The 20955-nt window shown below is 39.3% G+C and carries 21 protein-coding genes; 5 read left to right on the plus strand and 16 right to left on the minus strand.

Annotation, left to right across the window (positions count from 1 at the left end):
- Positions 1-17 precede the first annotated feature (17 nt).
- From purH to B806_RS0110660, 5 genes are all read right to left on the minus strand, one after another.
- On the minus strand, positions 18-1592 hold the full coding sequence (gene purH, locus B806_RS0110640; protein ID WP_025465553.1) for a bifunctional phosphoribosylaminoimidazolecarboxamide formyltransferase/IMP cyclohydrolase: 1575 nt from the start codon (positions 1590-1592) through the stop codon (positions 18-20).
- 85 nt (positions 1593-1677) lie between these two features.
- Positions 1678-1947 carry a DNA-binding transcriptional regulator Fis gene (gene fis, locus B806_RS0110645; protein ID WP_001086304.1) on the minus strand — a complete coding sequence of 90 codons (270 nt, stop codon included), beginning with the start codon at positions 1945-1947 and terminating at the stop codon, positions 1678-1680.
- Positions 1948-2323: 376 nt separating this feature from the next.
- The gene (locus tag B806_RS0110650) at positions 2324-3169 is read right to left on the minus strand and encodes a zinc-ribbon and DUF3426 domain-containing protein (RefSeq protein ID WP_017385462.1); all 846 of its coding nucleotides are present in this window, start codon (positions 3167-3169) and stop codon (positions 2324-2326) included.
- Between the two features lie 12 nt (positions 3170-3181).
- The gene (gene prmA, locus B806_RS0110655; protein ID WP_002119634.1) at positions 3182-4087 is read right to left on the minus strand and encodes a 50S ribosomal protein L11 methyltransferase; all 906 of its coding nucleotides are present in this window, start codon (positions 4085-4087) and stop codon (positions 3182-3184) included.
- A gap of 154 nt (positions 4088-4241) precedes the next feature.
- A complete protein-coding gene (locus B806_RS0110660; RefSeq protein WP_000859008.1) occupies positions 4242-4472 on the minus strand; it encodes a hypothetical protein in 231 nt (76 codons plus the stop codon).
- A 232-nt stretch (positions 4473-4704) separates the two neighbouring features.
- Between B806_RS0110660 and mnmG the strand changes: the two genes are divergently transcribed.
- Positions 4705-6585, plus strand: coding sequence for a tRNA uridine-5-carboxymethylaminomethyl(34) synthesis enzyme MnmG (mnmG, locus tag B806_RS0110665; RefSeq protein WP_017385460.1), 1881 nt, complete (start codon positions 4705-4707; stop codon positions 6583-6585).
- Between the two features lie 376 nt (positions 6586-6961).
- Here mnmG and B806_RS19940 read toward each other — a convergent pair whose 3' ends face one another.
- Positions 6962-7969: a WYL domain-containing protein gene (locus B806_RS19940; RefSeq protein ID WP_017385459.1), complete on the minus strand. Its 1008-nt coding sequence runs from the start codon at positions 7967-7969 to the stop codon at positions 6962-6964.
- A gap of 225 nt (positions 7970-8194) precedes the next feature.
- Between B806_RS19940 and B806_RS0110680 the strand changes: the two genes are divergently transcribed.
- From B806_RS0110680 to B806_RS0110695, 4 genes are read left to right on the plus strand one after another with little or no spacing between them, the layout of a single operon-like run.
- Positions 8195-9745 (plus strand): circularly permuted type 2 ATP-grasp protein, encoded by a 1551-nt coding sequence (locus tag B806_RS0110680; protein WP_017403012.1) that lies wholly within the window; start codon positions 8195-8197, stop codon positions 9743-9745.
- A gap of 22 nt (positions 9746-9767) precedes the next feature.
- Positions 9768-10364 carry an alpha-E domain-containing protein gene (locus tag B806_RS0110685; protein ID WP_017385457.1) on the plus strand — a complete coding sequence of 199 codons (597 nt, stop codon included), beginning with the start codon at positions 9768-9770 and terminating at the stop codon, positions 10362-10364.
- Positions 10365-10366: 2 nt separating this feature from the next.
- On the plus strand, positions 10367-11146 hold the full coding sequence (locus B806_RS0110690; protein WP_017385456.1) for a transglutaminase family protein: 780 nt from the start codon (positions 10367-10369) through the stop codon (positions 11144-11146).
- A gap of 16 nt (positions 11147-11162) precedes the next feature.
- A complete protein-coding gene (locus B806_RS0110695) occupies positions 11163-11897 on the plus strand; it encodes a proteasome-type protease (protein ID WP_002119721.1) in 735 nt (244 codons plus the stop codon).
- A gap of 59 nt (positions 11898-11956) precedes the next feature.
- Here B806_RS0110695 and alr read toward each other — a convergent pair whose 3' ends face one another.
- The 10 genes from alr to cyoA all read right to left on the minus strand — a co-directional run bounded on the left by alr (position 11957) and on the right by cyoA (position 20853).
- A complete protein-coding gene (gene alr, locus B806_RS0110700; protein ID WP_017403013.1) occupies positions 11957-13027 on the minus strand; it encodes an alanine racemase in 1071 nt (356 codons plus the stop codon).
- 32 nt (positions 13028-13059) lie between these two features.
- Positions 13060-14505 (minus strand): replicative DNA helicase, encoded by a 1446-nt coding sequence (gene dnaB, locus B806_RS0110705; RefSeq protein WP_002119718.1) that lies wholly within the window; start codon positions 14503-14505, stop codon positions 13060-13062.
- A gap of 198 nt (positions 14506-14703) precedes the next feature.
- The gene (rplI, locus tag B806_RS0110710; RefSeq protein ID WP_000382591.1) at positions 14704-15150 is read right to left on the minus strand and encodes a 50S ribosomal protein L9; all 447 of its coding nucleotides are present in this window, start codon (positions 15148-15150) and stop codon (positions 14704-14706) included.
- Positions 15151-15158: 8 nt separating this feature from the next.
- Positions 15159-15386 (minus strand): 30S ribosomal protein S18, encoded by a 228-nt coding sequence (gene rpsR, locus B806_RS0110715; protein WP_000090661.1) that lies wholly within the window; start codon positions 15384-15386, stop codon positions 15159-15161.
- Positions 15387-15397: 11 nt separating this feature from the next.
- Positions 15398-15781, minus strand: coding sequence for a 30S ribosomal protein S6 (rpsF, locus tag B806_RS0110720; protein ID WP_002119610.1), 384 nt, complete (start codon positions 15779-15781; stop codon positions 15398-15400).
- Positions 15782-15962: 181 nt separating this feature from the next.
- Positions 15963-16841: a heme o synthase gene (gene cyoE / locus B806_RS0110725; RefSeq protein WP_002119614.1), complete on the minus strand. Its 879-nt coding sequence runs from the start codon at positions 16839-16841 to the stop codon at positions 15963-15965.
- A 10-nt stretch (positions 16842-16851) separates the two neighbouring features.
- Complete coding sequence (locus B806_RS0110730) at positions 16852-17181, minus strand: cytochrome o ubiquinol oxidase subunit IV (protein ID WP_000094534.1); 330 nt, start codon at positions 17179-17181, stop codon at positions 16852-16854.
- Positions 17181-17801, minus strand: a complete 621-nt coding sequence (cyoC, locus tag B806_RS0110735) for a cytochrome o ubiquinol oxidase subunit III (protein WP_002119759.1) — start codon at positions 17799-17801, stop codon at positions 17181-17183. Before cyoC ends, B806_RS0110730 begins: the two co-directional genes overlap by 1 nt.
- A gap of 4 nt (positions 17802-17805) precedes the next feature.
- Positions 17806-19797: a cytochrome o ubiquinol oxidase subunit I gene (gene cyoB, locus B806_RS0110740; protein WP_005068497.1), complete on the minus strand. Its 1992-nt coding sequence runs from the start codon at positions 19795-19797 to the stop codon at positions 17806-17808.
- Positions 19798-19800: 3 nt separating this feature from the next.
- Positions 19801-20853: a ubiquinol oxidase subunit II gene (gene cyoA / locus B806_RS0110745; protein ID WP_002119579.1), complete on the minus strand. Its 1053-nt coding sequence runs from the start codon at positions 20851-20853 to the stop codon at positions 19801-19803.
- Between the last annotated feature and the right edge of the window lie 102 nt (positions 20854-20955).

The following is a 20955-nucleotide window of genomic DNA, read 5'->3' on the forward strand; positions in this document are numbered from 1 at the left end:
GGAGGACTAAATTTAAATTAGTGGCGGAAATGGCGCATACCAGTGAACACCATTGCAATACCAGCTTCGTCTGCTGCAGCGATTACTTCTTCATCACGCATAGAACCACCTGGTTGAATGATGCATTTAATGCCAGCTTTAGCAGCATTATCAATACCGTCACGGAACGGGAAGAATGCATCAGAAGCCATTACAGCACCTTCAACAACCAAACCAGCATGTTCAGCTTTAATGGCAGCAATACGCGCTGAGTTAACGCGACTCATTTGACCTGCACCTACACCAATAGTTTGGCGGTTTTTAGCATAAACAATTGCGTTTGATTTTACATATTTTGCAACTTTCCAAGCAAAGATAAGATCATCAATTTCTTGTTCAGTTGGCGCACGCTTAGTAACTACTTTAAGATCATCTTTAGTGATCATACCCAAGTCTTGATCTTGAACAAGTAAGCCACCATTTACGCGTTTATAGTCAAGTTGCGGTGCACGTGCATCAATAGCAGGTAACTCGCCACATACTAAAACACGTACATTTTTCTTAGCGCCAGTTACTTCAAGTACGCCATCAGCAATACTTGGAGCAATAATTACTTCAACGAATTGACGCTCTACAATTGCTTGAGCAGTTGCAACATCTAATTCACGGTTGAATGCAATAATACCGCCAAAAGCAGATTCTGGATCAGTCGCATAAGCTAAATCATAAGCAGCTTTAATGCCGTCTAAAGAAACCGCAACACCACAAGGGTTAGCATGTTTCACGATCACACAAGCTGGTTTTGCGAATGATTTAACACATTCAAGTGCAGCATCTGTATCTGCAATGTTGTTATAAGACAATTCTTTGCCTTGTAACTGTTTTGCAGTAGAAACTGATGCTTCTTTTGCATTAGCTTCGACATAGAAAGCAGCCGATTGATGTGGGTTTTCACCGTAACGTAAATCTTGTGCTTTGTTCAATTGAGTATTGAATGTACGAGGGAATAAGTCAGCTTCACCTTCGGTCTTACCAACGCGAGCGCCTAAGTAAGAAGCGATCATGCCGTCGTATTGAGCTGTATGTTCAAATGCTTTAACTGCTAAATCAAAACGTGTTTCATAAGAAAGTGAACCAGCAGTTTTTAATTCATTAATTACAGTGTCGTAATCAGAAGCATTAACTACAATACCTACTGAAGCATGGTTTTTAGCAGCTGCACGAACCATTGTAGGACCACCGATGTCGATATTTTCGATTGCATCAGGAAGAGTACAGTCAGGTTTTGCAACAGTTGCAGCAAATGGATAAAGGTTTACAACAACAAGATCAATCGGATCGATGTTGTGTTCTTCCATAACTGCTTCATCTAAACCACGACGAGCAAGAATACCGCCATGAATTTTTGGATGTAAGGTCTTAACACGACCATCCATCATTTCAGGGAAGCCAGTATGTTCAGATACTTCTACAACCGCGATATTATTATCTTTAAGCAACTTATATGTGCCGCCTGTAGATAATAGTTCTACCCCTAGAGCTGCAAGGTTTTGAGCAAATTCGACAATTCCTGTCTTATCAGATACAGAAATCAAAGCACGTTTAATAGTCATGATGTTTAATTCAACAATTTCAAGTCTACGGATTAAAACCAATAAGCATAAAAAAATGCCCACGACGTCGTGAGCATTTTATCATTTATTCACTCATTAAACCGTGAGCTTTTAACTTTTTACGTAAAGTGCCACGGTTGAGTCCAAGAATTTCTGCAGCACGCGTTTGATTACCACGTGTATATTCAAGAACTACAGATAAAAGAGGTTTCTCCATTTCTGCTAGCACCATGTCATATACCTGAGATGGTTGCTCACCTTGCAATTGTGCAAAATAATGGCGAACTGCGCGATCCACGTGGATGCGAAGAGCAACATCAGATTGTGCAGTAAAAATAGGAGATTTGCTATTCATGCGAGTTAATCCGAAAATCAAATACTAGCTTGGGTAAAGTAGTATATAAATGTGGTCTAAAAATACGGAGTCCTGTTTTAGATCCTAAAACAGTGACTCTAAAACATAAGAACAATTAGCTTGCCATATTTCTTCGTATTGAATAAAAAATAAGCGTAACAATAATTAAATATTTGTTACAGCCCCCTCAAAAACAAAAAAAGTTAGGCTATGCGCTTAAAGTAGAAAAGCACACATGCTTAACAGTATTTTTTTTGGATTGAGAGCGAGGAGTATATGAGTCAAAGCTTTCGTGGCGCGTATCATACCATTGTCTAGGAAAAAGTGAGCAAATTAACTGCATTTTTTTTATTTTTTTTTTCACTTTTTTTACATTTTAGGGGTGGACAATTTCTAATCGATAATTTACTAGCCTTTTTTTGCTTTTGTTTAGCTCAAATTCGAATCGGAAAGGGGTATTTGATGGAATACGTTGAATACCCCTTAAGTTTTCAATTAGATATTGTTGAGGAGTTAATATGATTTCCTCTGTTTTGTCTGGCTCTGTTGCAAAAATCAACTTTAGATTAGGAAGCTCAATACTTTTATCATTTTGGTTGAGCAATATGCCTGAGAACTGAGTATGGTTTGCGTCGATTTTGCGGACTTTTAACTTTTCTATATAGATAAGTTGATAAAGTTCTGCTGATTTGTTGCAGTGTAGTATTTGGCAAACGTAATTAAAAGCATGGCTAACGGTTGGGCTTGCATGCATGAGCTTAGGGTTAAACCAGAGGATTTGAAACGTAAAGACTAAAATTAAAATAAGGTTGGCAGAGCTCCAGAGCGTATAGTAAAGCCAACTATGCTTTTTATTGTTTTCTTGTTCTTGTGGGGATGCCTGCTCAGCTAAATTAAGGTTTGGTAGAGCATTAATAGGTTCGTTGTGAAAGTAATTTAAGTTGTTGAGATAAGTTAAAAGATCAATATTAGAATTTTCTACTTTTTGATCAAAGATATCTAATACATGAGAATGCGTCATATATCTTGTTTGTATTGAACCATTGGTTAGAGTCGTTGAGTTGACCATAACTGGCTGTTCAATATTGATTAGATGGGTTAAGGCATTAAAGCTTGAATTACATTTTGGGCAACAAACCATACCCTGAGCGACAGTCAATTGAGTAAGAGATACTTTATAAACTGTTAAACACTTAGGGCAGCGGGTTTGTTTTTCATTCATGAGTTAAAAATCTCAATTTATTGTTTTACGTTTTCCTGAAATGCGACACCAGTTTTCTTCGCGCTTTTCGACATCTAATATATCAAAAAATTCAGAATAAACACGTGAAACATCAGCAACTTGCTCTTCAATCACACCAGCAAGTGCGAACTCGCCCTCAGATTTGATTAAATTTGCAAATTCAGGCGCAAGCATCATTAAAGGTCCTGCTAAAATGTTTGCAACTAAAACGTCGGCTTGTTTAGGTTTGAATTCTTGATCAAACTCTTCAGGAAGACCTACATATAGTCGATCTAATACACCATTGAGCTCTGCATTTTGTTTTGTTGCTAAAACAGCTTGCGGGTCAATATCTGTGGCATATACTTTTTTTGCGCCTAATAATAAAGCTGCTACGCCTAAAATGCCTGAACCACAGCCATAATCAATCACGATTTTATCTTTAACGTCAGTTTTACCCAGCCATTGTAAGCATAGGAAGGTACTTGCGTGATTACCTGTACCAAATGCAAGACCTGGATCTAACTTAATGTTAGTTGCGTCTGCTTCTGGTGGCTCTAGCCATTCAGGCACGATCCAGAACTTTTCCCCAATCTGAATTGGCTCATAGTAATCCATCCACGCGCGTTCCCACACTTGATCTTCAAGTTCTTCATGACGCATAGGAACATCTGGAAGTTGAGCTTTTAAGAAAGCTTCTAAAGTGTCGACATCAATTGGGTCTTGTTCGTCTTGTTGATAGATGCCTGTCACAATAACTTTGTTCCATAAAGGTGTTTCACCCGGTAATGGTTCAAGTAAAGCCTGATCTTCAGCATCATCCAGCGTTACGCTTACCGCACCTAGAGACATTAAAAGTGTTTCTGTGAACTCAACTTGTTCTTGATCAACGGTAATGTGTATTTGTAACCACTTCACGAAAAGGACCTAAAAATTTTATTTAAAGGCGTATTGTAGCGGACTAGACCATTTTAAAAAAGAAAGCGGCCCATCTTTAATGGACCGTCTTTGAAAATACTGATGAGATATAGCGGAAAATAAATGACTTCTTCTATACCTATGTCAAAACAGATTAAGGAGCAGGGGCCTTAAATTGTAACTTGCCATTTTCGTTTGGTTGGCAAGTACCGTTAAAGGTTACACCGTTGTGATTGTATGAAACCCATTCACCTTGCTGTTTTTTTGCACAGACTCGAATTTGTTTTTGCGTTTCGGCTTTGCTCGTGTCAGCAGCATGGGTAAAAGTTACGCCTGAAAAACAAATTAGAGATGCAGTTAAGATTTTTAACATGGTCGTTTTCATTTTGTATTCCTTCTCGTTGCGTTAATTTTAAAGTCATAGAAGTGCTGTACATTTTTTATTCTAAGATGAATTAATTTTAAAAACATTCACTTTGTATTGAATTCATGAAACAAAATGTCAAACCATGTGGCATAGCGTAAATTATGTGAAGACAATTTTGTAATTATGTACATCAATAAGCAGATAATTTTGCTATAATGTTCCGTCTTTTTTTTCTGGTGTTTTTGTACTCATGCACTATCCTAAAGTTTATGATGTTATCGTTATCGGTGGCGGTCACGCAGGTACGGAAGCGGCCCTTGCTGCTGCGCGTATGGGACGACAGACTTTGCTTTTGACCCATAACATTGAGACTTTGGGCCAAATGAGTTGTAACCCAGCAATTGGTGGTATTGGTAAGTCTCACCTAGTCCGTGAAATTGATGCACTTGGCGGTGCAATGGCTCTGGCTGCCGATAAAGGTGGTATTCAGTTCCGTATTTTAAATTCGCGTAAAGGTGCAGCTGTGCGTGCAACACGTGCTCAAGCTGACCGTGTTCGTTACAAAGCTGCCATCCGTGATACTTTGGAAAATCAAGCAAATCTTGATATTTTCCAGCAAGCAGCTGATGACCTGATTGTTGAAGGCGATACCGTTAAAGGTGTTGTTACCCAAATGGGTATTCGCTTTGATGCTAAAACTGTTGTGTTGACTACAGGCACATTCTTGGGTGGTGTCATCCACGTTGGTTTAGAAAAATCAAGCGGTGGTCGTGCGGGAGATCCTCCTTCTATTGCACTTGCTCAACGTTTACGTGAATTAAAATTACCAGTGGGACGTTTAAAAACCGGTACTCCACCACGTATTGATGCACGTTCAGTTGATTTTTCAGTCATGATTCCGCAGCCGGGTGATTTCCCATCTCCAGTGATGTCATTCATGGGTGATGCTTCTATGCACCCTGAACAAGTAAACTGTTATATCACGCATACGAATGAAAAAACCCACGATATTATTCGTGGTGGTTTAGACCGTTCACCAATGTACACTGGTGTTATTGAAGGTGTAGGTCCGCGTTACTGTCCATCAATCGAAGATAAGATTCATCGTTTCGCTGATAAAGACTCACATCAAGTATTCTTGGAACCAGAAGGTCTAGATACACATGAGCTTTATCCAAACGGTATTTCGACTTCTTTACCGTTTGATGTTCAGTTCGAGCTTGTACGTTCAATCCGTGGTATGGAAAATGCCCATATCTTACGTCCAGGCTATGCAATTGAATATGACTATTTCAACCCGCAAGCTTTGAAATTTACACTTGAAACTAAAGCAATTAATGGCTTGTACTTTGCTGGTCAAATTAATGGTACAACAGGTTACGAAGAAGCTGGTGCCCAAGGTTTACTTGCAGGTTTAAATGCTGCGCGTCGTGCGTGGGAGCAAGAAGAATGGACGCCTAAACGTGACCAAGCTTACATGGGTGTGTTGGTTGATGACCTCATTACGTTAGGTACTAAAGAACCGTACCGTATGTTTACCTCACGTGCTGAATATCGTTTGATGTTACGTGAAGATAATGCGGATCAGCGCTTGACTTCTATTGGTCGTGAACTTGGTTTGGTTGATGATGTTCGTTGGGCTGCTTATTGCGAGAAAATGGAAGCGGTTGAGCGTGAAACCTCTCGTTTACAACATTTATGGGCAGCACCAAATAACCCTATGGGTAAAAAATTCGTTGAAATGACGGGTGCTGATTTGAGTAAGGAATGTAGTGCGATTGATTTGCTCAAGCGCCCTAATATCACCTTCGGTCAAATTGCTGAACTTACTGGTTCTGAAGTTTCAGAACAAGTGGGTGAGCAAATTGAAATTGCTGTGAAATATGAAGGTTACATTAACCGTCAGCATGAAGATGTTGCTCAATTAAAGCGTCTTGAAGAAACTAAAATTCCTGCCGATTTTGACTATGATGTCGTGTCTGGATTGTCACGTGAAATCACGCAGAAGTTAAAAACAGTTCTTCCAGAAACTTTAGCTCAAGCAAGCCGTATTCCTGGTGTTACACCAGCAGCAGTTCAACTTGTAATGATCACAATTCGTAAGAATAATATGATTAAGAAAACAGCTTAATCATTTAAATGTACAAAAAGCCCAGTTAAGACTGGGCTTTTTTATTTTCTGTTCAAAAAATATATGTAAACTTCCTAAGGAAGAAAAGAGATTTTGCTTCCTTTTTTTCTTATTTCACATATTTTAAGCCGCCAGTTATATTGAATTCACGTTCAAACAAGAGGGCTTTAACCATGACAATGAAATCAATTCGCTACAATGGATATGAAATGGCATGCCAATGCTCATGTTCAAAATAGCGCAAAAGAAAGAGCAGATCAGTTTTGATGGGGGAGAACACATTGATCTGAAAACAGTAAAAAAATAAGAACAATATAAAATTAAGAAAATTATAATTCAAAATCTAAAGAGAACCTTATGGTTCTTTTTTTTATATCTACTTACTATCAGTTTCAATTTCACGTACAGCGTTGTGTACTTGAACTGGCTCAATATGCAGTAATTTCTTGCCAAAACTACGTAGCCACCATACTAGTTGAGATGTAAAAGGTACGGTTGCTGAAACTTCTACAATATTTTCTTCAAGCGGAGTAATTGTTTGGTCTTTACTTAACTGACTTTCATAAAAGGTTTTCGCAGTTTGCTCTGTCATAGTTAGGGTGAGCTGAATTGATTCAGTTGGCTGGTTGTAGTCCACTCTAAAGCCTAAAGCCCCTGAATCAATATAATGATCAATATCAAAATTAACTGGATGCAGTGCTCGGCTGTCTAATACTTTTGCTGATTTAAAACGGTGCAGAGCAAATGTTTGCACTTCAGTTTTGTCATGTCTTGTGCAAATTAAATAAATGACTGCACCTTTTTGTACCAAAGCCAAAGGATTTAAAACATAAGTTCTGTCTTCACCCTGATTGACCCGTGCCCGATAAACACACTCAATCTGTTTGTCTTGTAGTAGACCTTCATAAATTGCCTGCTGAGCGGCACGATCCACTACAGGTGGAATAAGAGGTTGACTTGCCGGAACAATACGTACACGGTTAATCCACTGTCTCACATTATTTTGAGTAGAGAGACTACGTTTGGCCAAATCGAACCATGGTCCCATCTCATCAAGCAGGCTCGGAGGAAGGAGGTGCTTAAGGTGCTCCTCAACCATCATAAAGGTTACCGCTTGAGAACTTGTCATGTGAGGTAAGCTTTGAATAGGTGCATCTGATTGCCACCGCCAGCCTTGAGGTACGGCTTTATTGCTCTCTATCGGAAAACGCTGAGCAATTTGATTTAAGTCACGCTGAATAGTCCTTAAACTAATATCAATACCTTCACGCTCAAGCATTTCTTGCAATTCTCGAGTCCCGATCCATTTGCCGGTCGGTAGGCGAGACAAGATCTGCCATTGGCGATATAAACTATTCGAAGTTTCTTTTTCTATTACAGACATAAGCGTAATACATCTATATCCAATTGCTTTGGTGTCAACACAATAAAAAAACTTTACAGATTTAGCAAGTTTGCCAGATTCAGTTTATAGCCCATTGAGCAAACGATGATAAGATTTAGAAGAAAGTTATAACAATGATGCCGTACAAGTATTACAGATATATAAGTGGCACTGAAATTGCTTATTTAAAAATGAAATATAGATAAATGATAAGACGAGGTGGTTATGTCAGAACAAGAGCATGAATTACATTTAGACAATGATTTTTTTATACAAGAGCAGACAACAACAGCACTCATTAACTCAACCTCTTTTTTAGAACATATTTCTGTGCAAACCAATCTCTTTGAGCAACTCAAATCACAGTTCTTTAATGAGATGCTTGATGATGTAACGTCAAATGGTGCAGCTTCTAAAAAAATTGAACAATGGTTAAGCATCCGTACTTTAGATGAGTTAAAGGAGTTAAATACTCAAGCAAAACAGCATTTTCTTTATCATGGGATTACTTTTAATGTTTATGGCGATAAAGAAGGAACGGAGCGCACTATTCCTTTTGATTTAATTCCAAGAGTAATCGAGAAAAAACAATGGGAAAAAATTGCCTCAGGCTGTGCACAGCGTGTTAAAGCATTAAATTATTTCCTAGATGATATCTATCATGGACAACATATTTTAAAAGAACAAATCATTCCTGAAGAACAAATTATGGGAAATGACGCTTTCCAGCCCCATATGCTTAAACATTCTTTAAAGGGAAAAATTTATTCACAAATTAGCGGGATCGATATTATCCGTGATGGTGAAGGGGAGTTTTTTGTATTAGAAGATAATTTGAGAACACCATCTGGGGTGTCTTATATGATTGAGAGCCGAAATATTAGCCAGAAATTAATGCCTGAGCTATGTACAGCCAATAATTTACAGGGGATTGAGCATTATCCAAAACTTTTAAAAGAAATATTGCAAGAAAATTCTTCTGCAGATCAACCTTTTATTGTGGTGCTAACACCAGGGCGTTTTAACAGTGCTTATTATGAACACGCTTTTCTAGCGCGTGAAATGGATGTGCCATTGGTTACAAATCGGGATTTATTTGTAGAAAATGATCAAGTATTTGTCAAAACTATCCGTGGGCGTCAAAAAGTAGACGTAATTTACCGCCGTTTAGATGATGACTTTCTAGATCCTTTAGCATTTCGACCAGACAGTGCTTTAGGTGTAGCAGGTCTTATGTCTGCTTATTTACAAAAAAATGTTGTGATTGCAAATGCACCTGGAACAGGCGTGGCTGATGATAAATCTATCTATCCTTATGTAGATCAAATGATTCAATATTATTTAGATGAAACACCAATTCTAAAAAATGTACCCACTTATCAGTGCCGTAAAGAAGAACACTTAGACTATGTACTTTCTAATCTTGATCAATTAGTCGTTAAGGAAGCACAAGGTTCGGGCGGATATGGCATGTTGATTGGACCTAAAGCAAGCTCATGCGAAATTGATGACTTTAGAAAAAAATTGATTGCGATGCCTCATATGTATATTGCACAACCTACCTTAGCTTTATCTGTCGCTCCAACTTTAACGACAGGCGGGGTGACTGAGCGTCATATTGATTTGCGTCCATTTGTATTGAGTTCACCTTATCGTACAGAGATTGTGCCTGGAGGCTTAACACGTGTGGCCATGCAGGCGGGTTCTTTAGTTGTAAATTCGTCTCAAGGTGGCGGTATAAAAGATACATGGGTTGTTGAAACATTACATTCCTGATTGTGGGTTAAAGAGGAACTTTATGGTTTTACTCAATTCGAGTGCGCATCAAATATATTGGTTGGGTCGATATTTGATGCGAGTTAAATTTGCAGCCTCTCATTTACCCTTTACAGAAGATGAGAAAGCAATAAGATTTGCAGCAGCATTTGGTTTGGTTATAGAAAATGCTGAATTACTAAATCACTATATGTTAGACAAGAAGCAAACATTTTCATTACTGAACCAGCTCATTATTGCTAAAGATAATATTCAGGAACTAAGAGGTATTTTGTCATCACATGCTTATGCAGAATTAAATAATGTGATTAATACGCTTCAAGCTCAACCTGATGCATTGAGTAAAGCAGTCGAACAATGCACACGAATACTAGAAGCGGAACATGAAGATGTTCGTTTATTTTTGCATTTAGGCCAAAAAGTAGAGCAATTTGATATAGAACTGCGTTTTGGAGAAGATTTATCCGTTCTCATATCAGAGCTAGATACTGTGGTACAACGGCTCGCTAATTTGAATTGGGAAAATATAGATGAAAATTGGCAAGTACTAAAGCAGCAACTTACGTGGGACGTTTACTATAATTTTACACAGCAGTTGGAAAATATGTTTGAGGGCTGATTATGAAATTGATGGTTAATCATCAAACGCATTATAGCTATACTGAAACTGCTCGGAACAGCATTCAGTATATTAAAATGATGCCTCAAACATCGCCTCATCAACATGTTATGAATTGGGCAATTAGCGTGCCAGGTGATAAAACAATAAAGAGAGATATATTTAACAATGTATGGATGACGGCTAGTCAGCGTTATCCATATCAACATCTTACATTTATGGCCCAAGGAATTGTTGAGCTTCAAAATGTAGAACTAGGTTGTGTAGATCTCTCTACACCTACAAATTTGTTTTTGCAGATGACAGGTGCAACTCGATGTGATTCGGAAATGTTGGACTTTGCCAAAAATATTGTAGTGGCCAAGGACCGACAGCATATTGCGTTATTAAGCGAATATATCTTGCACAAAATACTTTATCAGCCTGAAAGTACTTCGGTTCAGACAACTGCGATTGAAGCATTTCATGCGGGTCAAGGTGTATGCCAAGATCATGCTCACATTTTAATTGCGATGTGTCGTGCGCTACAATTACCTGCACGTTATGTCTCTGGTTATCTATTTGATCAAAACTATCCGCACCTGGCCAGTCACGCTTGGGCGGAGGTATTTTTAGAAAATCAGTGGTATTGTTTTGATGTAAGCAATCAGTTGTTTACACCCAAACATCACATCTACCTTGCAGTAGGTCGTGACTATCTCGATGTGGCACCTATTCGTGGCGTAAGAGAGCAAGGTGGAGTTGAGAATATGATGTCTGTGGTTCAAGTGTTGGCATGTTGAATGTAAAGAGAATGAAATGACCTATTGTTGTGCGCTAAGATTGGAGCAAGGTTTGGTGTTTATTAGTGACACAAGAACCAATGCAGGAGTTGACCATATTTCTGTGTTCCGAAAACTGCATACTTTCGGCGTTACCGGAGAACGTTTTATCGCCTTGCAAACTGCAGGTAACTTAGCAACAACACAAGCTGTTATAGGTCATTTGCAAAATGCCCTGACTTTGCAGCAAGAGCCTAATCTATATAGTGTTAATACGATGTTTGAGGCGGCTGAACTAATTGGCAAAACCTTAAAAACTGTTTTAGAGGATATTAGTTCGGACACCCAAGAACAAATGAATTATGCCTGTAGTATTTTGGTGGGTGGGCAGATTAAGGGTGGTGACATGCAACTTTATAATGTTTATCCACAAGGCAATTTCATTTGCGCAACTACAGATACACCTTATTTTCAAATAGGTGAGAGTAAATATGGGAAGCCTATTCTGGATCGAGCTTTATATTATGCAATGCCACTAGATGATGCATTACGTTGTAGCCTGATTTCTTTTGATTCGACTTTGCGTTCAAATGTTTCGGTTGGCTTACCACTTGATGCATTGGTCTACATTAAAGATAGCTTTGTTATTCCCATGGGTAAACGAATTACCGAAGATGATCCTTATTTCTCACAGATTAGTAAACAATGGTCAGATACTCTTCGTCGGGGATTACAGGAAATGCCAAAGCCTACAGATGATTACTGGCGATAAATTTTGAATGTTTAAATAAAAAAATCCAAGCATGCTTGGATTTTTTTATATTTTATTATTTAAGTGCTTTTACGAGTGGGGCGATTACTTAAGCGACAGAGTAATTCATATCCTATCGTTCCGTTTGCATCCGCAACATCATCAACTAAGCGATGTGGACCCCAGAGTTCAACTGGAGTGCCTAATTTTACTTTCATGCCTGTCACGTCGATTGCAATCATATCCATACTCACTCGCCCTACAACCGCACAGGGTTGTGTATCAATAGCGACATAGTTTTGTTTAATATAAGCTCGTGGATAACCATCACCGTAACCTATAGAAACAATCGCGATATCCATTGCTTGCGTAGCGCAGAAAGTTGATCCATAACCGACATGTTCATTAGTTTGAATATGATTGAGTGCAATCACTTCTGCTGAAAAAGTCATCACTGGTTTTAAGTCAAGATCATAGACTGTTTGATCTGCAAAAGGCGAGGCGCCGTAAAGCATGATACCCGGACGAACATAATCAAAATGTAACTCTGGCCATTTATAAATAGCAGCAGAATTACAGCAAGAAGCTAACACTGGATCACAAGCTTGTTTAACTTGTAGAAATTGTTGTTTTTGTTGCTCGTTAAGTGGATGGTCTACATCTGCATTTGCGAAATGCATCGCAAGTACACAAGTAAATCCTTCAGATTTTAAAGTCTTAATAACTTCAATAATTTCTGGATTTTTAAAACCTAACCGGTTCATCCCACTATTAAGTTTAACCCAGACTTTTAAGCCTTGGCTGATGTATGCTTGTTTGTGTTTAATCAACCATTCAAACTGTTGTTGATGGTGAATGACACATTCAAATTTTTGTTTAATCGCAATTGGTATTTCATCTTCAGAAAATACCCCTTCAATTAAAGTAACAGGTTGTTGAAATCCGAGTTCACGGATTTCCAGACCTTCTTGTAGGCAGGCGACACCAAAGGCATCTGATGCATTTAAGGCTGCTAAACAGTCTTTGATTCCATGTCCATAAGCATTGGCTTTTACCATACTTACAATTTTTGAATTTGTTGCAAGTTGTTTGACACGGTTTAAGTTATATTGAATTGCATTGCGGTCAATATAAACTGTTGCTTGGCGCACCCTCATTTACTCCTTTGGGCTAGAGATAGAGCTTATTCTTCATCATCATATTGGCTGTAATACTCAGGAGAGAGATTACTAAATCGAGTATATTGACCTTCAAAAGCAAGACGAACTGAACCAATTGGACCGTTACGCTGCTTACCAATAATAATCTCTGCAGTGCCGGCTTCTTTTGACTCTTTGTTATAAACCTCATCACGGTAAATAAACATAATTAAGTCGGCATCCTGCTCGATCGCTCCGGATTCACGTAAGTCGGACATTACAGGGCGTTTATTTGGACGGTTTTCCAGACTTCGGTTAAGCTGGGAAAGTGCAATAACAGGACATTGCATTTCTTTCGCTAATGCTTTTAAGCTACGTGAAATTTCCGAGATCTCGCCTACACGGTTATCACCCATGCCCGGGACTTTCATGAGCTGCAAGTAATCGACCATGATGCAACCGATTTTACCATCATGCATTTTGGCAACACGACGAGCACGGGCACGAAGTTCAGTTGGAGGTAGGGCTGATGAGTCATCAATATATAAATGCATTTGCTGAAGCTGCAAAATTGTACCAGTCACCTTGGTCCATTCATCTGCATCTAAATTCCCCGAACGTAAATGTCCTTGATGGACTTTACCCATTGCGGAAATAAGACGCATCGCAATCGAGTCTGCTGGCATCTCCATTGAAAAGACCAGAGCAGGTAACTTATTATATTGCAAAACACTCTCAACCAGATTCATGGCAAAAGTAGTTTTACCCATCGATGGACGTGCAGCAACAATAATTAAGTCACCAGGTTGCATACCAGATGTTTTGTTATCAAGTTCTAAGAAGCCTGTCGTTAAACCTGTAATATTGCCATCTAATTTTGAAAGCTCATCAAGCTTACTAATTACGTCTGCGGTAACAGAACTAATAGATTTAGGACCAGCATCTTTTTTATTGTTATTGTGCTGTTCTGCTAATGAGAAAATACTTGTTTCAGCTAAGTCTAAAATTTCACTAACACCGCGGCCTTTCGTGTCATAAGCATTTTGTAAAATTTCAGTACTAACTTTAATCATGCTACGAAGCGTAGAAAATTCTTTAATTTTAGTGGCATAAGTTTCTAAGTTATAGAAACTTGAAGGTGAGTCAGCCATGAGCTGCATTAAATATTCTTCGCCACCGATAGCATCAAGTAAATTTTGTTTTAAAAGCCAGTCACTTACTAAGACAGCATCATAGGGTGAGTTTTCTTGTGCTAATTTCTCGATTGCACGAAAAATATATTTATGGCGAGTCGCGTAAAAATCATTTTCTTTGAGTACATCGTTAACTTGTTCGAAAGATTCGGCAACTGTCATCAGGGCTGCTAGAACAGCCTGTTCAATAGCTAAATTGTGTGGGGGAGTGCGAAACTCTTTAAGTTGGCCTGATTCACTCGTTTTATTTTCTGTTGGAGATGAAAGCGCTAAAGAAGTGGCATTCGCCTGAGACATAATTAGACCTGATGATAAAGAAGGGTGTACACAAAGAGGCTGTAAAGCCGAGAACTATCTTAAAACAAAATTAAATAAACTACCTAATTAAAAAACCAATTAAACTGAAGAACTGATCAGGAATTAATATATCTTATTTTAAAATTTGAAACATAAAAAAAGAGCATGCAAAAGCATGCTCTTTTTTTTGATGAGAAATTACTCAGATACGATAGTAACGAGAACTTCTGCAACAACATCATGGTGCAATTGGATTGCGATGTTGAATTCACCAGTGTGACGAAGCGCGCCATTTGGTAAACGAACTTCTGCACGGTCAACTGTAAGACCAGCATTCGTTAATGCGTCAGCGATGTCACGAGTACCGATAGAACCGAAGAGTTTACCTTCGTCACCAGCTTTAGCAGTGATAACGATGTTAACTTCATTCAATTGTTCAGCACGTGCTTGAGCAGCAGCTAAAACTTCAGCTTCTTGCTTCTCAAGTTCAGCACGACGAGCTTCAAAAGCAGCAGTGTTAGCTTCAGTAGCTGCAACTGCTTTACCTTGAGGGATAAGGAAGTTACGGCCGTAACCAGCTTTAACTGATACTTTATCGCCTAATTTACCAAGGTTCTTAATGCGTTGTAATAAGATAACGTCCACAGATCACCTCACTTATGGTTGTCAGTGTACGGAATCAAAGACAAATAGCGAGCTTGTTTGATAGCAAGTGCTAATTGACGTTGATAACGAGCTTTAGTACCAGTGATACGGCTAGGAACAATCTTGCCGTTTTCAGTGATGTACTGTTTTAAAGTGTCGATATCTTTGTAGTCGATGTACGCAACATTCTCAGCTGTAAAGCGGCAGAACTTGCGACGACGGTAAAAACGTGCCATTGATGTTCTCCTTATTCAGCTTCTTGAGCAACTTGCTGTGCTTCTTCGCGTTGAGCTTTACGCGCACGCTTTTCTTCAGCACTCTTAGCAAGCAATGACTCTTCAGTGATTGCGTGTTCACGACGGATGATAAGGTTACGAATGATCGCGTCGTTATAACGGAATAATTCTTCTAACTCATCAAGCGTAGTTTGACCACATTCAACATTCATAAGAATGTAGTGCGCTTTGTGAATTTTGTTAATTGGGTAAGCCAATTGACGACGGCCCCAATCTTCTAAACGGTGAATTTGACCTTCAGCTTCTTTGATCTGAGAGATATAGCGTTCAACCATACCTACAACTTGATCGCTTTGGTCTGGGTGTACCAAAAGTACGATTTCGTAATGACGCATTGTCAGCTCCTTACGGTTTAAACAGCCTCTAATAAAAAAATTAGAAGCAAGGAGTCATAACTTAATAAGTTATGTCGCAAAAATTGCGAAGGCTGAATTATAGGTAAAAGTTCGACTAAAAACAAATCTTTTGATCAGAAAAGTAAAACTTCTTTGCTATAAGGAGGAAATCCTCTCTTGTTTAAAAGAGAGGAAGATTTGGAGCAGGGGATTGATAGGTAAAGCTAAAGCTCAAACTTAACAGGGTAATTAATATGACCGAGTACAGGAAAAAACGTTTAGCCCACAATTGATCATTTTCGGCTTTAAATCCAATAACTGATAAATATAACCAATATGCAGTCAAAGCATTAAAAGTAATTAAAAAGAATACATTGGTATAGCCAAAACAATATAACCCATTCAAAACAGCTGCAAATAATAGGATATAGATTACACATTCAATTTTCGTACGATAAATAGAACGTGCTACAGGCAAAATTGGAATTCCCGCATTCTTGTAATCATCAAAACGATAAATTGCAATTGCCCAAGAGTGAGGCATTTGCCATAAAGCGTATGCTAAAAACAAAAGCAAGGCTGCCACATCAAATTGATGAGTTACTGCTGTATAACCAATAACAGGAGGGCTCGCTCCGGAGATACTACCAATGACGGTTTGATGGATTGAGGTGCGTTTGGTCCACAAACTATAAAAACCGACATAGACAATAAAACCAATCATTGCAAACAAAAATGCATAACCATTTACACCGAACCACAAAATGCTAAAACCAATTACTCCAAGCACTAATGCATATATCAGCGCAACAGTAGGAGAGATTGTTTTTTTAACTAGTGCGCGGTTTTGTGTGCGCTGCATCTTTGTATCAATATCTTGATCTATAACATTATTAACCACACAACCAGAAGCCACAACTAAAGTTGTCCCAAGTAGGGTGAGAAGTAATAATAAGATGTCTATAGAGCCTTGGGCGGCTAAGAAAAAGCCGCCCAAGGTGGTAATGAAATTACCGAAGAGAATTCCTGGTTTAGTCAGGAATAGATATTTTCTCAACATGACAATCAGTTTAGATCATCATATTGTAGTGAAGGTAATTCATAATCCACACAGAACCGATTAAAAGTACGGCGATACATAAGATTGTGTAGATGAATGCAATCATATTCCAACGTTGTTCAGATGATGTATTCATGTGTAGGAAGTACACAAGTTGTACAAGAACCTGAGCAACCGCAGTGATTGCAATCACTGTAACTAAAAGACCACGACTGAAACCACCCGCCATCACCATCCCGAAAGGGATGATGGTGAGGATAACAGAAAGGATAAATCCAACAGTGTATTGCTTAAAGTTACCGTGTGACGCACCAGCAGCATTATGCTCATGACTACTCATTAGAGAACTCCCAGTAAGTAAACGACGCTGAATACACAGATCCAAACGATGTCAAGGAAGTGCCAGAACAAGCTTAAGCAAGCAAGACGACGTGTATTCGGTAAAGTCAAACCTTTAGTTTTGATTTGATACATTAATACTAGCATCCACACTAAACCAGAAGTTACGTGGATACCGTGTGTACCAACCAAAGTAAAGAACGATGATAAGAATGCACTGTGAGTTGGACCATGGCCTTCATGTACAAGGTGATGGAATTCATAGACTTCCATTCCAATGAACGATGCACCAAAAAGGAATGTAATAAATAACCAAGTGATAACTTGATTTACATTCTTTTTATAAGATGCAAGTACAGCAAAACCAAAGGTTACCGATGAAATCAATAAGGCAAATGTTTCAGTTAACACGAAGCCTAATGAGTCATGGAATAGGTCATATGCGCTTGGAGTGCCTGCTGGAACATGACTGCTTAATACAGCGAACGCAATGAAGAGTGATCCGAAAAGAATCAAGTCACTCATCAAGTATGTCCAGAAACCAAAAACCGTTAAGTCGGTATCATCATGTTCATGATGACCGTCATGGCCGTGGTTGTCGTGATGAAGTACTTCAGCCATTTCCTTAGTCCTTCTTCAAGTGTTTTTCAAGTAAAGCATAGCGTTCGTTTTCAATACGCTCAACTTCAGCAGCAGGAACGTAGTAGTCAACATTCTTAGTGAATGAGCTTACGATCAAGCTAACAACAGCTGCAACGAATGAAACAACAACGAGCCACCAAATATGCCAGATGAGTGCAAAGCCAAGAAGAGTAATGAACATTGCAATGACAAAACCAGCAGCACGATCAGTCGGCATGTGGATGTCTTCATATTTAGTGTTACGTGCGTATGCTACACCATTTTCTTTGTCAGTCCAGAAACGGTCGATACCGCTTGCATCTGGTTCATGTGCAAAGTTGTAGAATGGAGCAGGGGAAGAGGTCGCCCATTCAAGCGTACGAGCATCCCATGGATCGCCAGTAAGGTCCATGTTGTCTTTGCGTTGTAAGAAACCAACGATGATTTGCATTAAGAAACATGCAATACCAATCGCAACAAGAACAGCACCAAATAATGCAATCGCAAGGTACGGATCCCATTCAGGGTTGTCATATGTATTCAAACGACGAGTCATACCCATGAAACCAAGGATATAAAGTGGCATGAATGCAAAATAGAAACCGAAGAACCAGAACCAGAACGCAGCTTTACCCCATGCTTCGTTGAGCTTCCAACCAAACATTTTTGGCCAGTAGTAAATGATGCCGGCAAACATACCAAACACCACACCACCGATAATTACGTTATGGAAGTGAGCGATCAAGAATAATGAGTTGTGTACCAAGAAGTCCGCAGGTGGAACAGCCATAAGTACACCAGTTAAACCACCGATACCGAATGTTACAAGGAAGCCAAGCGTCCATAACATTGGAGTAGTAAAGGTGATGCGACCTTTATACATGGTGAATAACCAAGAGAAGATTTTCACACCAGTAGGAATCGCAATAACCATGGTCATGATACCGAAGAACGCATTAACGTTCGCACCTGCACCCATGGTGAAGAAGTGGTGAAGCCATACAACAAACGCAAGAACAGTAATCGCGATAGTTGCATACACCATAGACTTGTAACCGAACAACGCTTTACGAGAGAAGGTTGCAACGATTTCTGAGTATAGACCAAATGCTGGTAATACCAAGATATATACTTCAGGGTGACCCCATGTCCAGATCAAGTTCACATAAAGCATTGGGCTACCGCCAAGCTCATTTGTGAAGAAATGGAAGCCGAAGTAACGGTCTAGAGTAAGCATTGCAAGTGTACCTGTTAATACAGGGAATGATGCAATGATTAATACAGCCGTACAAAGTGAAGTCCACGTGAAAATAGGCATGTCCATTAATTTCATGCCAGGTGCACGCATTTTGATGATGGTAACGAAGAAGTTAACACCAGATAAAAGCGTACCTAGACCAGAAACCTGAAGTGCCCAGATATAGTAGTCGACACCTACACCAGGAGAATATTGAATGCCAGATAGAGGAGGGTAAGCCATCCAACCAGTCGCAGCAAATTCACCTAATACAAGTGAAAGCATCATCAAACCAGCAGCACCAGCGAATAGCCAGAAGCTTAAAGAGTTCAATAATGGGAAAGCAACGTCGCGAGCACCAATCTGTAAAGGTACAGAGATGTTCATCATACCTACAACGAGGCCCATTGCTACGAAGAAGATCATGATTACACCGTGTGCGGTGAAGATCTGGTCGTAGTGGTCAGGATGTAGATAACCTTCGCCGCCGCCTTTAGCGAGGAAAAGTTGTAAACGCATCATGATCGCATCGGCGAAACCACGCAGAAGCATGACAACAGATACGATGATATACATGATACCAATTTTTTTATGGTCTACCGTAATAAACCACTCATTCCACAAATATCCCCATTTTTTGAAATAGGTGATACCGCCAAGCACTGCAATTGCACCAATTGCCATAAGGACCATGGTGACAAGTACGATTGGCTCTGTCGGGATAGAGTCCCAACCCAGTTTACCAAAAATCATATCCATGTCTTATTCCCCTTGAGCAGCGTGTTCAGCTGCAGCATGAGTGTCAGCTGTTGCGTGTTCAGCAGAGTGGTCAACACCATGATAGTTACTCATATAGTGGTTGATAATTGTTTCAAACAATTTAGGCTCAACAGTAGAGTAATAAGTCACAGGGTGTGGCTTAGTCGGGAACGGTTTCATAGCTTCAGCTTCAGCAACTGCTTTTTCATCACCAGCAGCTTTAGCACGATTTACTAAATGCTCGATCTGATGCTTAGAACGGTTACCATCACGTAAGGTTGCCAATTCAGCTTGGTCAAGCGTAGTTTTTTGAACTGCTTCTGGGTTAATGGTTGAACCATTACCTGCTTTAACCGCTGCTACCCATTCGTTGAATTGTTGCTCTGTAACACTATGCGCCTTGAAACGCATTTGAGAGAAACCGTAACCTGAGTAGTTAGAAGAGAAACCACGATATACACCAGTTTCATTTGCTAACAAATGAAGGTGAGTTTGCATACCTGCCATTGCATAAATCTGGCCGCCTAACTGTGGAATGAAGAATGAGTTCATTGTAAAGTTAGAAGTGATTTTAAAGCTTAACGGAGTTTTTTCAGGGAAACGTACTTCGTTAACTGTTGCAATGTTTTGTTCAGGATAAATAAAGATCCACTTAAACTGTTCAGCAATAACTTGAATAGTTAAAGGTGCTTTATCTGATTCTAAAGGACGGTATGGGTCATACTTGTGGGAACCCCACCAAGTTAACCAAGCTAAAATACCAATAATAATGACAGGGATACCCCATACTACAACTTCAATTGCAGTTGAGTGTGCCCATGTAGGTTTATAGTCTGCATCTTTATTTGACGCGCGATATTTCCAACCAAACCATAATGCCATGATGATTGAAGGAATCACCACAAGTAACATTAAATAGATCGCAGTCATCATAAGGTCACTTTGACCTTGACCAACTGGACCTTTAGAGTTTAGAAGTACCATATCACCACCACACCCAGTCAAAAGTGCGGCAAGCGTTGATAAAGACAATACAGCTAAAATCGTTTGTCTCATTTTACAACCTCGGTGAAGAGTCCCATTCCCTAATTAAATATGGGATAGCGATTAAAGTGTCGCATGATTGAGAACGCTAATCCTTAAATTTAGACTTCTCAA

Origin of the sequence: Acinetobacter sp. TG2027 (assembly GCF_000302435.1) — a bacterium.
Taxonomy (GTDB): domain Bacteria; phylum Pseudomonadota; class Gammaproteobacteria; order Pseudomonadales; family Moraxellaceae; genus Acinetobacter; species Acinetobacter pittii.

Excerpts from the sequence above, each read along its gene's own strand:
- purH (WP_025465553.1), bottom strand. The coding sequence starts at position 1,592 with ATGACTATTAAACGTGCTTTGATTTCTGTATCTGATAAGACAGGAATT.
- fis (WP_001086304.1), bottom strand. The coding sequence starts at position 1,947 with ATGAATAGCAAATCTCCTATTTTTACTGCACAATCTGATGTTGCTCTT.
- B806_RS0110650 (WP_017385462.1), bottom strand. The coding sequence starts at position 3,169 with ATGAATGAAAAACAAACCCGCTGCCCTAAGTGTTTAACAGTTTATAAA.
- B806_RS0110660 (WP_000859008.1), bottom strand. The coding sequence starts at position 4,472 with ATGAAAACGACCATGTTAAAAATCTTAACTGCATCTCTAATTTGTTTT.
- mnmG (WP_017385460.1), top strand. The coding sequence starts at position 4,705 with ATGCACTATCCTAAAGTTTATGATGTTATCGTTATCGGTGGCGGTCAC.
- B806_RS19940 (WP_017385459.1), bottom strand. The coding sequence starts at position 7,969 with ATGTCTGTAATAGAAAAAGAAACTTCGAATAGTTTATATCGCCAATGG.
- B806_RS0110680 (WP_017403012.1), top strand. The coding sequence starts at position 8,195 with ATGTCAGAACAAGAGCATGAATTACATTTAGACAATGATTTTTTTATA.
- B806_RS0110685 (WP_017385457.1), top strand. The coding sequence starts at position 9,768 with ATGGTTTTACTCAATTCGAGTGCGCATCAAATATATTGGTTGGGTCGA.
- B806_RS0110690 (WP_017385456.1), top strand. The coding sequence starts at position 10,367 with ATGAAATTGATGGTTAATCATCAAACGCATTATAGCTATACTGAAACT.
- B806_RS0110695 (WP_002119721.1), top strand. The coding sequence starts at position 11,163 with ATGACCTATTGTTGTGCGCTAAGATTGGAGCAAGGTTTGGTGTTTATT.
- dnaB (WP_002119718.1), bottom strand. The coding sequence starts at position 14,505 with ATGTCTCAGGCGAATGCCACTTCTTTAGCGCTTTCATCTCCAACAGAA.
- rpsR (WP_000090661.1), bottom strand. The coding sequence starts at position 15,386 with ATGGCACGTTTTTACCGTCGTCGCAAGTTCTGCCGCTTTACAGCTGAG.
- rpsF (WP_002119610.1), bottom strand. The coding sequence starts at position 15,781 with ATGCGTCATTACGAAATCGTACTTTTGGTACACCCAGACCAAAGCGAT.
- cyoE (WP_002119614.1), bottom strand. The coding sequence starts at position 16,841 with ATGTTGAGAAAATATCTATTCCTGACTAAACCAGGAATTCTCTTCGGT.
- B806_RS0110730 (WP_000094534.1), bottom strand. The coding sequence starts at position 17,181 with ATGAGTAGTCATGAGCATAATGCTGCTGGTGCGTCACACGGTAACTTT.
- cyoC (WP_002119759.1), bottom strand. The coding sequence starts at position 17,801 with ATGGCTGAAGTACTTCATCACGACAACCACGGCCATGACGGTCATCAT.
- cyoB (WP_005068497.1), bottom strand. The coding sequence starts at position 19,797 with ATGGATATGATTTTTGGTAAACTGGGTTGGGACTCTATCCCGACAGAG.
- cyoA (WP_002119579.1), bottom strand. The coding sequence starts at position 20,853 with ATGAGACAAACGATTTTAGCTGTATTGTCTTTATCAACGCTTGCCGCA.